Raw genomic sequence first — 12,633 nt, forward strand, 5'->3', positions numbered from 1 at the left:
GGTCTCCTCAGGCCATCTGCGCCGCGGCTTGCATTTCAGCCGGCTTGGCGGCAGCGACGGTGCGCCAGACGTTGTAGGCCATGACCAGCATGCCCAGCAGGAAGATGGCACCACCGATCATCCGCACGATGAAGCCGGGGTGGCCAGCGGCCAGGGCTTCGACGAAGGAGTAGGTGAGGGTGCCGTCGGAGTTCACTGCGCGCCACATCAGGCCCTGGGTGATGCCGTTGACCCACATCGAGGCGATGTACAGAACGGTGCCAATGGTGGCCAGCCAGAAGTGGGTGTTGATCAGGCCCACGCTGTGCATCTGCTCGCGACCGAAGACCTTCGGGATCATGTGGTAGAGCGAGCCGATGGAGACCATGGCTACCCAGCCCAGAGCGCCGGCGTGTACGTGGCCGATGGTCCAGTCGGTGTAGTGGGAGAGGGCGTTGACGGTCTTGATGGCCATCATCGGGCCTTCGAAGGTGGACATGCCGTAGAAGGCCAGGGAGACCACCAGGAAGCGCAGGATCGGGTCGGTGCGCAGCTTATGCCAGGCGCCCGAGAGGGTCATCATGCCGTTGATCATGCCGCCCCAGCTCGGAGCCAGCAGGATCAGGGACATCACCATGCCCAGGGACTGAGCCCAGTCCGGCAGGGCGGTGTAGTGCAGGTGGTGCGGGCCGGCCCAGATGTAGACGGCGATCAGTGCCCAGAAGTGCACGATGGACAGGCGGTAGGAGTAGACCGGACGCTCGGCCTGCTTGGGAACGAAGTAGTACATCATCCCCAGGAAGCCGGCAGTCAGGAAGAAGCCCACGGCGTTATGCCCGTACCACCACTGGATCATGGCGTCTGTGGCGCCCGAGTAGAGCGAGTAGGACTTGGTCAGGCTGACCGGGATTTCCAGGTTGTTGACCACGTGCAGGATGGCCACGGTCAGGATGAAGCCGCCGAAGAACCAGTTGCCCACATAGATGTGCTTGGTCTTGCGCTTCATCAGCGTGCCGAAGAAGACGATGGCGTAGGAAACCCACACAATGGTGATCAGGATGTCGATCGGCCACTCCAGCTCGGCGTACTCCTTGGAGGAGGTCATGCCCAGCGGCAGGGTGATGGCGGCACACAGGATCACCAGCTGCCAACCCCAGAAGGTGAAGGCCGCGAGGGTGTCGGAAATCAGGCGGGTCTGGCAGGTACGCTGCACCGAATAGTAGCTGGTGGCGAACAGTGCGCAGCCGCCGAAGGCGAAGATCACCGCGTTGGTATGCAGCGGACGCAGGCGGCCGAAGCTCGTCCACGGTAAGCCGAGGTTAAGGTCCGGCCACACCAGTTGCGCGGCGATCAGGACACCGACGGCCATGCCGACGATCCCCCACACCACTGTCATAATGGCGAACTGGCGGACCACCTTATAGTTATAAGCGGTCTGATTGGTTGTGCTCATTTATGGGCTTCCATCCACGGTTATGGGCTATGCCCATCCCGGCAAGGTTTTTTACGGCTTACGGCGTATGCCGCCCCTCCCCCTTGGGATAGGTACTAATTCGGAATTAGCGGAGTGAAGGATGGATAAAGGCACTTCCCGGAATATTGATTCGGATCAATTGGCACCTGAGACCCCTGTCGCGGGCGCCTGCGGTCCTTTGTCGCTGCTGCGGAACCCGGCACGGCGCGAACTGTCAGCGACGCTGGTTCTGGCGCACGGAGCGGGTGCGCCGATGGACAGTCCGTTCATGGACGACATTGCCGCGCGCCTGGCCGAAAGGGGTATCTCCGTGGTGCGCTTCGAGTTCCCCTATATGGCTATGCGCCGGGAGGATGGAAAGCGCCGTCCGCCAAACCCCCAGAAGCAGTTGCTCGATTGCTGGCGGCAGGTTTACGCGCAGGTCCGCGCCGAGGTGCAGGGCAAGCTGGCCATTGGCGGCAAGTCCATGGGCGGGCGGATGGCCAGCCTGCTGGCGGACGAGCTTGGCGCTGATGCGCTGGTCTGTCTCGGCTACCCGTTCTACGCCGCCGGCAAGCCGGAGAAGCCTCGGGTTGCCCATCTCGCCGAACTGCAGACGCCGACCCTGATCGTGCAGGGCGAACGTGATGCGCTGGGCGATCGGGCCACGGTCGAGGGCTACTCGCTGTCGCCGGCAATCCAGCTGCAGTGGCTGGCGGCTGCCGACCACGACCTCAAACCGCTCAAGGCTTCCGGGTTGACCCACGAGCAGCATCTGGAAAGCACCGCCGCGAGGATCGAAGCTTTTCTATTGCGCTAATCGGTCCTTAATGCAGGCGTTCCTATCCTCGCCGGCGTCGGCTCTCCGCAGTCGACGCCCCGCTTCCAGAGGACAGGCCGAACGCTGCCATGAACCCCGATTACGCCGAACGCATTGCCACCCAACCCTTCCGATACGCCCCCGGCGCCGCGCACAGCCTGCTGCTGACTGGCGCTACCGGCTTTCTTGGCGGCGCCGTCGCCGCTCACCTGATCGCCGACGGTCACAGCCTGGCGTTGCTGTTCCTCGTCCGGGCAGAAACCCCGGAGCAGGGCCTGGAGCGGCTGCGCGACAACCTGCGCCTGCACTGCGTGCCGGAGACTGCGCTGGAGGGCCTTCAAGAGAACCAGATTCTCTGCGGCGACCTGCTGGACACCGCTTGGATGCAGGGCGAGCGCGCCCGCCTCATGCGTGTGGAGCAGGTGATCAACTGCGCGGCGGTGGCCTCGTTCTCGAAGAACCCGAGCATCTGGCCGGTAAACGTCGAGGGCACCTTTGCGTTTGCCCGCCTGCTCAGCCAGTCGCGCAACCTCAAGCGCTTCCTCCATGTAGGGACCGCCATGTGCTGCGGCCCGCAGCGCGAGTCGCCAGTGTGCGAGTCGTGGGATTTCCCCGACAGCGAAGAGCAACTGGTGGACTACACCGCCTCCAAGGCCGAGATCGAGCGGCGCATGCGCGAGGAACTGCCGTCGTTGCCGCTGGTGGTGGCGCGCCCGTCCATCGTGGTTGGGCACCGCGAACTGGGTTGTCGTGCGTCGGGGAGCATTTTCTGGGTGTTCCGCATGGGCTTCGCCCTGGAGAGCTTCACCTGCGGCCTGGACGAGCAGATTGATGTGATCCCGGTGGACTACTGCGCCGAAGCGCTAGTAGCCCTGGCGCTGAAGCCAACACTGAGCCACAGCCTCTACCACATCTCTGCCGGCCACGGTTCGGCGTGCACCTTCGGCGAGATCGATCGCGCCTATGCCGACGCTCGTGGCGAGGAGCCTGTGGGCGCGCGTTATCGCAAGGTCAGCAGCGAGAACCTGCGCGAGTTGGCCGGCAGCTTCGAGAGCCGCATCGGCAAGGCCAACCCACGCCTGGTGCTGCGGGCGTTACGCCTGTACAGCGGCTTCGCGGACCTCAACTACCTGTTCGACAACCAGCGTCTGCTGGATGAGGGCATCGCCGCGCCGCCGCGCTTTACCGACTACCTCGACGTGTGCGTGCACTCCTCGCGGGATGTCAGCATCCCGGCTCAGATGCAGTGGGACTTCAAGTAGCTAAATAGGCATCCGCTGCAGGAGCGCGCCATGCCCGCGATCGCGCGCATGGCGCGCTCCTGCAAGTCGTCCAGCAGGCCCGTACTCAGCGGTTGAACCGCTCCACCAGCGAGTACTGGCGGTGCGCAGTCTGCGTCAGCTCCTCGCTGAGCAGCGCGGTGCGCTGGGCCTCGCCGGAGGTCTGGTCGGCCAGGTTGGCGATGGTGCTGATGTTGCGGTTGATCTCTTCCGCCACGGCGCTCTGTTCCTCGGCAGCGGCGGCGATCTGGGTGGCCATCTCGGTGATGTTGGCCACCGCGTCGCTGATCCCCACCAGCGCGTTGTCCGCCTGCAGCACGCGCTCCACGCCTTCATCGGCCTGGCGGCGGCCGGAGTCCATGGCGCGCACCGCCTCGGTGGCGGTGTTCTGCAGGTTGGCGATGAGCTGGTGAATCTGCCCGGTGGACTCGGCAGTGCGCTGGGCCAGGGAGCGGACTTCATCGGCGACCACGGCGAAACCGCGGCCCATCTCGCCGGCGCGGGCAGCTTCGATGGCGGCGTTGAGCGCCAGCAGGTTGGTCTGGTCGGCGATGCCCTTGATCACGTCCACCACGCCACCGATCTGCTCGCTGTCGCGGGCCAGTTGGCTGACTGCTTCACCGGTTTCGCCCACGGAGCTGGAAAGACGCTGCATGGCCTCGCGCGTCTCGGCGGCGATCTGCCGGCCTTCGGTGGTCAGGTTGTTGGCCTGGCGAGTGGCGTCGGCGGTGCGCTGCACGTTGTCGGCCACTTCCTGGGTGGTGGCGGCCATCTGGTTGACGGCGGTGGCAACCTGCTCGGTTTCCTGGCGCTGGCGGTCCAGCCCGGCGGAGCTGTGGTGGGCCAGGGAGTCGGCTTCACGGGCCTGCTCGGTGAGCGTTTCGGCGGTGTCCTGCAAACGGGTCAGGCAGGTCTTCAGCCGCGCTTCCTGGCTGAGGATCGACATTTCCAGGCGTGCCTGGGCACCACGGCTGTCGGTGTACATCTGCGCGATCAGCGGGTCGGATGTAGTCTGCTCGGCCAGGCGCAGCAGGCGTTTGAGCCCGCGTTGCTGCCAGCCCAGGCCTGCCAGGCCCAGCGGGATCGAGAGCAGTGCGGCGAGCAGGAAGCCCCAGTGGGAGTTCAGCCAGACGCCGATGAGGAAGCCGATCTGGCCGATCAGGATGAACGGCAGCCAGTCCAGCAGCACCGGCAACCAGCGGTCGCGGGCGGGGATGGCCGACTTGCCGGCATTGATCCGCGCGTACAGCGCTTCGGCGCGGCGTACCTGTTCGGCGGTGGGCTTCACTCGCACCGATTCGTAGCCGACGATCTCGTTGTGCTCGTACATCGGCGTGACGTAGGCGCTGACCCAGTAATGGTCGCCGTTCTTGCAGCGGTTCTTGACGATGCCCATCCAGGGGCGGCCTTTCTTCAGGGTCGTCCACATGTGTGCGAACACCGCCGGCGGCACGTCCGGATGGCGCACCAGGTTGTGCGCGGCACCCACCAGCTCCTCGCGGGAGAAGCCGCTGATGGCGCTGAAGGCATCGTTGACGTAGCTGATGACACCGCGGGCGTTGGTCGTGGAGATCAGCCGCTGTTCGGCGGGGAAGGTGCGTTCACGCTGGGTGATCGGCTGGTTGTTGCGCATCAGGCTGGGATCTCGGAGAAAGGCGAATTGGCACGTCTGTCCAGCTTATCGGCCGCTGGATCGAAAATTTGATGGCGATCACAGAAAAATGTCAGAAGAGTGACGCCGAGAGAATGACGATAGCGTATCGCCATCGGTCACGGAAATGAAACGAAAGAAGGAGGGCGGCGGCCCGTTGCAGGCCGCCGCACCGCTTTAGATCAGGCTGCGCAGCACGTAGTGGAGGATGCCGCCGGCCTTGAAGTACTCGACTTCGTTCTGGGTATCGATGCGGCAGAGCACCTCGAAACTGTCCTGGCTGCCGTCCTCGCGCTTCACCGTGACCTTGAGGTTCATGTGCGGCTTCAGCTCACCCGACAGGCCGCTGATGCTCAGCACTTCCTTGCCGGTCAGCTTCAGCGCCTTGCGGTCCTGGCCGTCCTGGAACTGCAGCGGCAGCACGCCCATGCCCACCAGGTTGGAGCGGTGGATACGTTCGAAGCTTTCGGCGATCACGGCTTTCACGCCCAGCAGGTTGGTGCCCTTGGCCGCCCAGTCGCGGGACGAACCGGTGCCGTATTCCTTGCCGGCGACGATCACCAGCGGCGTGCCGTCCTGCTGGTAACGCATGGCGGCGTCGTAGATCGCCAGCTTGTCGCCGGTGGGAACGTAGAGCGTGTTGCCGCCTTCCTCGCCGCCGAGCATCTCGTTCTTGATGCGGATGTTGGCGAAGGTGCCGCGCATCATCACCTCATGGTTCCCACGGCGCGAGCCGTAGGAGTTGAAGTCGGCATAGGCCACGCCGTGCTCGCTGAGGTAGCGGCCGGCGGGGCTGTCCTTCTTGATGTTGCCGGCGGGGGAGATGTGGTCAGTGGTCACCGAGTCGCCCAGTACCGCGAGGATGTTGGCGCCCTGGATATCCGCGACTTTCGGTGGCGCCTCGGCGATGTGCTCGAAGAACGGCGGATGCTGGATGTAGGTGGAATCGTCCTGCCAGGTGTAGGTCTGGGCGTCCGGCACCTGGATCGCACGCCATTTCTCATCGCCCTGAAAGACTTCGGCGTACTCCTTGTGGAACATCGCCGTGTCGACCTTCTGTACGGCGTCGGCAATTTCCTGCTGGGTCGGCCAGATGTCCTTCAGATAGACCGGTTGGCCATCCTTGCCGGTGCCCAGGGGGTCTTTCGTCAGGTCGGTGCGTACGCTGCCGGCCAGTGCATAGGCGACCACCAGCGGCGGCGAGGCCAGCCAGTTGGTCTTCACCAGCGGGTGAACGCGGCCTTCGAAGTTGCGGTTGCCGGAGAGCACCGAGGCGACGGTCAGGTCCGCCTGCTGCACGGCCTTCTCGATGGGGTCGAGCAGCGGGCCGGAGTTGCCGATGCAGGTGGTGCAGCCGTAGCCGACCAGATCGAAGCCCAGCTCGTCGAGATAACGGGTCAGGCCGGCGGCGTGGAAGTACTCGGTGACCACCTTGGAGCCGGGAGCCAGCGAGCTCTTCACCCAGGGCTTGCGCTGCAGGCCTTTCTCCAGCGCCTTCTTCGCCAGCAGGCCGGCGGCCATCATCACGCTGGGGTTGGAAGTGTTGGTGCAGGAGGTGATGGCGGCAATCACCACGGCGCCGTTCTTCAGCCGATAGGTGTGGCCGTCGTGCTGGTAGTCAGCCTCGCCGGTCTGGGCTGCCGCGCCCACGGCGGCGCCACCACCACCCTCGCTGAGCAGGCGGCCTTCCTCGGTGGAGGCGGGTTTGATCTGCAGGCCGAGGAAATCATCGAAGGCCTGGCTGACATGGCCGAGGGCAACGCGGTCCTGCGGGCGCTTGGGCCCGGCGAGGCTGGCCTCGACGTCGCCCATGTCCAGTTGCAGGGAGTCGGTGAATACCGGTTCGTGGCCTGTCTCGCGCCACAGGCCCTGGGCCTTGCTGTAGGCCTCCACCAGTTTGACCGCGTCGTCCGGGCGGCCGGACAGGCGCAGGTAGCCCAGGGTGATCTCGTCCACCGGGAAGAAGCCGCAGGTGGCGCCGTACTCCGGGGCCATGTTGGCGATGGTGGCGCGGTCGGCCAGCGGCAGGTCGGCGAGGCCGTCGCCATAGAACTCGACGAATTTTCCGACGACACCTTTCTTGCGCAGCATCTGGGTGACGGTCAGCACCAGGTCGGTGGCGGTGATGCCTTCCTTCAGCTTGCCGGTCAGCTTGAAGCCGATCACCTCGGGAATCAGCATCGACACCGGCTGGCCGAGCATGGCCGCCTCCGCCTCGATGCCGCCCACGCCCCAGCCGAGTACGCCGAGACCGTTGATCATGGTGGTGTGCGAGTCGGTGCCGACCAGGGTGTCGGGGAAGGCGTAGGTACGGCCGTCCTCGTCCTTGGTCCAGACGGTGCGCCCCAGGTACTCCAGGTTGACCTGGTGGCAGATGCCGGTGCCCGGCGGCACCACGCGGAAGTTGTCGAAGGCGTTCTGCCCCCAGCGCAGGAAGGCGTAGCGCTCGCCGTTGCGCTCCATCTCGATCTCGACGTTCTGGGCGAAGGCGGACTGGCTGGCGAACTTGTCCACCATCACCGAGTGGTCGATGACCAGGTCGACGGGGGACAGCGGGTTGATCTTCTGCGGGTCGCCGCCGGCCTTGGCCATGGCGTCGCGCATGGCGGCGAGGTCGACCACCGCCGGTACGCCGGTGAAGTCCTGCATCAGCACGCGGGCGGGGCGGTACTGGATCTCTCGCTCGGAGCTGCGGGTCTTCAGCCAGCCGGCCAGGGCTTTGAGGTCGTCGCCGGTGACGGTGTTGTCGTCCTCCCAGCGCAACAGGTTTTCCAGCAGGACTTTCAGGGACATGGGCAGCTTGCCCAGGTCTCCCAGACTCTTCGCCGCTTCAGGCAGGCTGTAGTAGTGATAGGTCTTGCCGGCGACCTCAAGGGTGCGCAGGCTGTTCAGGCTATCCACTGCGGGCATGACATTCTCCTCAGGCTTGGATTCTGCTCGTGATCGGCGGCGCGGCCGAATCAACGGCGCACTGGCGATACTTGGCGAAGGAGGGCGCTAACGTCCTGATCCATCGCAGCCTGCTCCTTTTGAGCAGGCTGCGATGGATGGCAATCTTCGCCAGGCAGGGCAATCATCGGGCAGTCTTCTGGCGGGCTGGGCCAGACCACTCAAGCTAGACCGCCCGAAGGGGTATTGCCATCTGTTCTGGACCCCAGGTTCCTGAGTGGGGTTCAGAACAAGTGGCTCAGGTCGTGGGATATTTCCGGCGAATCTGCATGAAACCTTCGTGGCCAGCCTCTATAGTGCGCGGCCAAGGAGACACCCCGATGAATACCCTCTTACTGCATTGCCGTCCGGGCTTCGAGAACGAGGTCTGTGCCGAGCTGTCCGAGCACGCCGCGCGCCTGGACATCCCCGGCTACGCCCGAGCCAAGCCGGCCTCCGCCTACGCCGAGTTCATCTGCATGGACGCCGATGGCGCTGACCGCCTGATGCGCCAGCTGCGTTTCCCTGAGCTGATCTTCCCGCGTCAGTGGGCGCGTGGTAACGGCTTCACTGCGCTGCCGGAAACCGACCGTATCGGCGCGATCCTCGAAGCCCTCGCCGGCTTTGCGCAATGCGGCAGCCTCTGGCTGGAGGTGTTCGACACCAACGATGGCAAGGAACTTTCGACTTTCTGCCGCAAGTTCGAGAAGCCCCTGCGCGCCGCCCTGGTGAAAGCCGGCAAGCTGGTGGAAGACCCCAGCCTGCCGCGCCTGCTGCTGACCTTCCGTTCCGGCCGCGAGGCCTTCATCGGCATTGCCGAGGCGCGCAACTGCGCCATGTGGCCCATGGGCATCCCGCGGCTGAAGTTCCCCCGCGAGGCGCCCAGCCGTTCGACGCTGAAACTGGAAGAGGCCTGGCACCATTTCATTCCCCGCGCCGACTGGGACCGCCGCCTGGCGCCGGACATGCTTGCCGTGGACCTGGGCGCATCGCCCGGCGGCTGGACCTGGCAGTTGGTGAATCGGGAGATGCGCGTCGTCGCCGTGGACAACGGGCCGATGGCGGAGAATCTGATGTATTCCGGGCTGGTCGAGCACCAGCGCGTTGACGGTTATGCCTTCCGTCCGCGCCAGCGCATGGACTGGATGGTCTGCGACATCGTCGAGAAGCCCGCGCGAACCGGCGCGATGATAGAAACCTGGATCGGCGAGGGGCTGTGCCGCGAGGCCATCGTCAACCTCAAGTTGCCGATGAAGCAGCGCTACGCCGAGGTGCGGCGCATCCTCGACCGCCTGGGGGAGTCCTTCCGCGAGCGCGGGCTCAAGGTGCAGATCGGCTGCAAGCAGCTCTACCACGACCGTGAGGAAGTGACCTGCCACCTGCGCCGCATTGAGAAGGGCGAGCGCTAGCGACGCGCAACTGCCCGGTCACGCCACCCGACCTTCGGTGACTTGCCGCGCCGCCCGGCATTGCCCATGCTGTGCGGCGCGAGATCTTCCGGAGACCTTCGTGAAGCGAAAGTTGCCCTCCCTCCTGGGCAGTTACAGCCGCATGCTGCTGCCACGCCGTGGCCTCGGCCAGGGCGAGCGCGTGCCCTACCTGGCGATGGATAGTCGCACCCTGAAATTCGACCTGCGCCACCTGCGCGCGTACCGCCAGCATTTCGGCCTCGACCCGACGCTGGGCGTGCCGCTGCTCTATCCGCAGGTCATCAGCCTGCCGCTGCACCTGCGCCTGCTCAGCCGCTCGCGCATGCCGCTGTCGGTGGTCGGGCTGATCCACCTGCGCAGCCATATCCAGCGCTACCGTCTGCTCGACGAGAACGAGCCGCTGCAGTTCGACTGCCGCATCCTCACCAGCCGCCGCAGCGAACTGGGCCTGGAGGTGGACGTGGTCACCGAGGCCTGGCACCACGACATGCTCTACTGGCAGTCGATCACCACCTACCTGCGCCGGGGCGACTTCCTCGATGGCGGGAGCGAGCCTGATCCGCTGCCCGAGCGCGCCCAGTGGCACACCCTGGAAGCACCGGTGCATTCCGGCGTGCAGTGGCGCGTGCCGAAGATCGTCGGCTGGCGCTACGCCGGGCTCAGCGGCGACTTCAACCCGCTGCACCTGTCGCGGCTGATGGCCTCGCACTACGGCTTCGGCAAGCCCTTCGCCCACGGCATGTGGGGCCTGGCGCGCAGCCTCACTGGCCGCCGCCTGGCCGAGAACGTGCGCCTGGACGCGCACTTCAAGGCGCCTTTGCCGCTGGGTAGCCAGGTGAAACAGGTATACCGCCGCTTGGGCAAGAAGGAGCAGTGGGCGCTGCTGCCTGCCGAGGGTGATGGCCAGCCGATGTTGCTGGCACAGCTGGACGAGGCACCGGACGGGCCTTTGCGCTGAGGGTCCGCCCCTTTGTAGGAGCGGGCCATGCCCGCGATCGCGTCCATGGGACGCTCCTACAGGGAGCCCGCGACTCGTGGTTGCAGCGGGATGAGGTTGGGCAGTTGTACTTCGCCCTGCAGCTCTACCGGCGCAATCCGCCAGGAACTGTTGAACAGGTACTGGTCGCTGAACCCGCTCACCAGCAATCCGATTTCATCCCCCGGCGCGAGGCTGGCGCTGACGGCGTTCAGCCGCGTGCTGCCCTGGTTTGCCAGCGGTTTCACCTGTTCGTCTAGGCGTCGGGTGCTGCCATCGGCGCTGCGAATCGCCAGGGCGGCGAACAACTGCGCGTCGGGGCGCTCCGTCAGCGGCTGGTTCAGGCGTACTTCGGCGCTGCCGAGCAGGGCGCTGTGTTCGCTGACGCGCTGCAAGGGGATGAACCTTGAAGGCTGCAGCAGACCGCTCACTGCCGGGCGAATGGCGGTGCCCGGCAATGTCACGGTGGGGCCGGGAGCCGGCAGATCATCCAGCGCCACGCCCTGGTCAAGATCGAGGCTGATGCACAGGTCCGGCACGCCGTCGGCGGCGCCGGGGCGCTTGCGCAGCTTTTCCTCGTACCAGGCGACGATGCCGGTGTAGAGGTTGATCGCCCGCGAGCCGCAGTGGATCACCGGCTCGTTGTTGAACGGTGGCAGTCCGCTCCAGGCCTGCAACGGCGGCGGCAGGATGTGCCCGCCCTGCATGCCCAGCAGGCGCACGTCCGCCGGGCCCTGTTTCAGGCACTGGCGGATCTGCAGGCCCTGGTCCAGCGGGAACAGCGTATCGCGCAGGCCCTGGATCAACAGGGCGTCAGCGTGGGGCAGGCGACCGGCCGCGCAATAGCTGGCAAGGCTGTTGGCATGCAGTTCCGCCTGCACCGGTGCAGCCATGCGCCCACCGGTGGTATGCAGGTAATCGGCCTGGACGAACTTGCCCAGGTCGTAGCCGGTGGCCAGCCCCAGGCTCACCAGCACGCCGCCCCAGCCGATCTTCAGCTGGCCATCCGGTGCCAGGGCATCGGCCAGGTCGTACCAGGTGGCGATGGGGACGATGGCATCGATGCGCGAGTCTTCTGCGGAGGCCAGCAGTTGCACGGCGCCGCCGTAGCTTTCGCCGAGCATGCCGACGCGCGGATCGTTCGGGCCGTCCATTGTCAGCCGCGCCAGGTGCGTGGCAGCCCAGTCGATCACCGCGCTGGCGTCCTGCACCTCGAACTGCGGGTTCATCATCTCGATGCGCCCGTCGCTGCCGCCCCAGCCGCGCTGGTCGTAGCTGACCACCCAGAAACCGGCCTTCCAGGCGCGCAGCGCGGCGCGGCCGGACATCATGTTCTTGCCGTAGTAACCATCCGGACCGGTCACCCGCCAACCGCCCCAGCCGTGGGTGTGGACGATCAGCGGGGCGTTTTCGCCGGCCTTGAGCGCCGGTTGGAACACGGTGGCGGAGAGCCTGGTGCCGTCGCGGGCGGTGATGACGGCCTCGAACCAGGTGGCCGGCAGGTCTTTGCCTTCGCTGGCGTTGAAGTCGGGGACCTGGTCGCGGGCGGCGCAGCCGGCGAGCAGCGCAAGGCACAGGCAGAGGAGGGCGCGCATCGTCATTCCTGTCGATATGGGAGCTGGGCGAATGCGCCAGCATGCCCGGCGCCCGCAGCGCCCACCCCCAACCAAGGTTCGGTGACCCGGACGGACGCGGGGTGACCGCACGGTGCGCTTTGCGCGACAATGCGCCATTGGTTTTTCTGGAGTTACGCGATGTCCCAGCCTGTCGATGCGATTCTCGACGCCACCGGCCTGAACTGCCCCGAGCCGGTCATGATGCTGCACAACAAGGTGCGCGACCTGCCGGCCGGCGGCCTGCTCAAGGTGATCGCCACCGACCCTTCCACCCGCCGCGACATCCCCAAGTTCTGCGTCTTCCTCGGCCATGAGCTGGTGGAACAGCAGGAAGAGGCGGGGACCTACCTGTACTGGATTCGCAAGAAGGCGGAGTGATCATTCCGCCGATGTCGGACGGCGCGTAGGAGGGGACTCTGTCCGCGATGTCCTGGCGCCGCTCCGTTCATGCCGGGAGTGGCCGGTGCGCGATCGCGGACGGAGTCCGCTCCTACCGAACG

Annotated in this window: 9 protein-coding genes; 5 read left to right on the plus strand and 4 right to left on the minus strand. The window is 65.9% G+C overall.

Going from position 1 to position 12,633, the window contains the following annotated elements:
- Positions 1–7: 7 nt before the first annotated feature.
- Positions 8–1,432, minus strand: coding sequence for a cytochrome-c oxidase, cbb3-type subunit I (ccoN, locus tag IB255_RS25785; RefSeq protein ID WP_081518546.1), 1,425 nt, complete (start codon positions 1,430–1,432; stop codon positions 8–10).
- A 121-nt stretch (positions 1,433–1,553) separates the two neighbouring features.
- Between ccoN and IB255_RS25790 the strand changes: the two genes are divergently transcribed.
- Both IB255_RS25790 and cprA read left to right on the plus strand, forming a co-directional pair.
- Positions 1,554–2,252 carry an alpha/beta family hydrolase gene (locus tag IB255_RS25790; RefSeq protein ID WP_225595022.1) on the plus strand — a complete coding sequence of 233 codons (699 nt, stop codon included), beginning with the start codon at positions 1,554–1,556 and terminating at the stop codon, positions 2,250–2,252.
- Positions 2,253–2,341: 89 nt separating this feature from the next.
- Positions 2,342–3,514, plus strand: a complete 1,173-nt coding sequence (cprA, locus tag IB255_RS25795; RefSeq protein WP_225595023.1) for a cationic peptide resistance protein CprA — start codon at positions 2,342–2,344, stop codon at positions 3,512–3,514.
- Between the two features lie 85 nt (positions 3,515–3,599).
- Here the strand turns inward: cprA and IB255_RS25800 are convergent, their stop codons facing one another.
- A complete protein-coding gene (locus IB255_RS25800) occupies positions 3,600–5,165 on the minus strand; it encodes a methyl-accepting chemotaxis protein (protein WP_081518545.1) in 1,566 nt (521 codons plus the stop codon).
- Positions 5,166–5,360: 195 nt separating this feature from the next.
- Positions 5,361–8,093 carry an aconitate hydratase AcnA gene (gene acnA / locus IB255_RS25805; protein ID WP_081518544.1) on the minus strand — a complete coding sequence of 911 codons (2,733 nt, stop codon included), beginning with the start codon at positions 8,091–8,093 and terminating at the stop codon, positions 5,361–5,363.
- A 359-nt stretch (positions 8,094–8,452) separates the two neighbouring features.
- Here acnA and rlmM point away from each other — a divergent pair, with 359 nt between their 5' ends.
- Together rlmM and IB255_RS25815 are read left to right on the plus strand one after the other, a co-directional pair.
- Entirely contained in the window at positions 8,453–9,520 is a 1,068-nt protein-coding gene (rlmM, locus tag IB255_RS25810) for a 23S rRNA (cytidine(2498)-2'-O)-methyltransferase RlmM (protein ID WP_192211031.1), read from the plus strand.
- Positions 9,521–9,620: 100 nt separating this feature from the next.
- On the plus strand, positions 9,621–10,499 hold the full coding sequence (locus tag IB255_RS25815) for a MaoC family dehydratase (protein ID WP_081518542.1): 879 nt from the start codon (positions 9,621–9,623) through the stop codon (positions 10,497–10,499).
- Between the two features lie 56 nt (positions 10,500–10,555).
- Here the strand turns inward: IB255_RS25815 and IB255_RS25820 are convergent, their stop codons facing one another.
- The gene (locus IB255_RS25820; RefSeq protein WP_081518541.1) at positions 10,556–12,112 is read right to left on the minus strand and encodes an alpha/beta hydrolase; all 1,557 of its coding nucleotides are present in this window, start codon (positions 12,110–12,112) and stop codon (positions 10,556–10,558) included.
- A 159-nt stretch (positions 12,113–12,271) separates the two neighbouring features.
- Between IB255_RS25820 and tusA the strand changes: the two genes are divergently transcribed.
- Positions 12,272–12,511, plus strand: coding sequence for a sulfurtransferase TusA (gene tusA, locus IB255_RS25825; protein WP_015477744.1), 240 nt, complete (start codon positions 12,272–12,274; stop codon positions 12,509–12,511).
- Positions 12,512–12,633 lie beyond the last annotated feature (122 nt).

The sequence above is a fragment of the Pseudomonas sp. PDM22 genome (genome assembly GCF_014851965.1).
GTDB lineage: Bacteria > Pseudomonadota > Gammaproteobacteria > Pseudomonadales > Pseudomonadaceae > Pseudomonas.

Bases quoted from the DNA above. Each gene is read 5' to 3' on its own strand.
- ccoN (WP_081518546.1), bottom strand. From the start codon at position 1,432: ATGAGCACAACCAATCAGACCGCTTATAACTATAAGGTGGTCCGCCAG.
- IB255_RS25790 (WP_225595022.1), top strand. From the start codon at position 1,554: ATGGATAAAGGCACTTCCCGGAATATTGATTCGGATCAATTGGCACCT.
- cprA (WP_225595023.1), top strand. From the start codon at position 2,342: ATGAACCCCGATTACGCCGAACGCATTGCCACCCAACCCTTCCGATAC.
- IB255_RS25800 (WP_081518545.1), bottom strand. From the start codon at position 5,165: ATGCGCAACAACCAGCCGATCACCCAGCGTGAACGCACCTTCCCCGCC.
- acnA (WP_081518544.1), bottom strand. From the start codon at position 8,093: ATGCCCGCAGTGGATAGCCTGAACAGCCTGCGCACCCTTGAGGTCGCC.
- rlmM (WP_192211031.1), top strand. From the start codon at position 8,453: ATGAATACCCTCTTACTGCATTGCCGTCCGGGCTTCGAGAACGAGGTC.
- IB255_RS25820 (WP_081518541.1), bottom strand. From the start codon at position 12,112: ATGCGCGCCCTCCTCTGCCTGTGCCTTGCGCTGCTCGCCGGCTGCGCC.
- tusA (WP_015477744.1), top strand. From the start codon at position 12,272: ATGTCCCAGCCTGTCGATGCGATTCTCGACGCCACCGGCCTGAACTGC.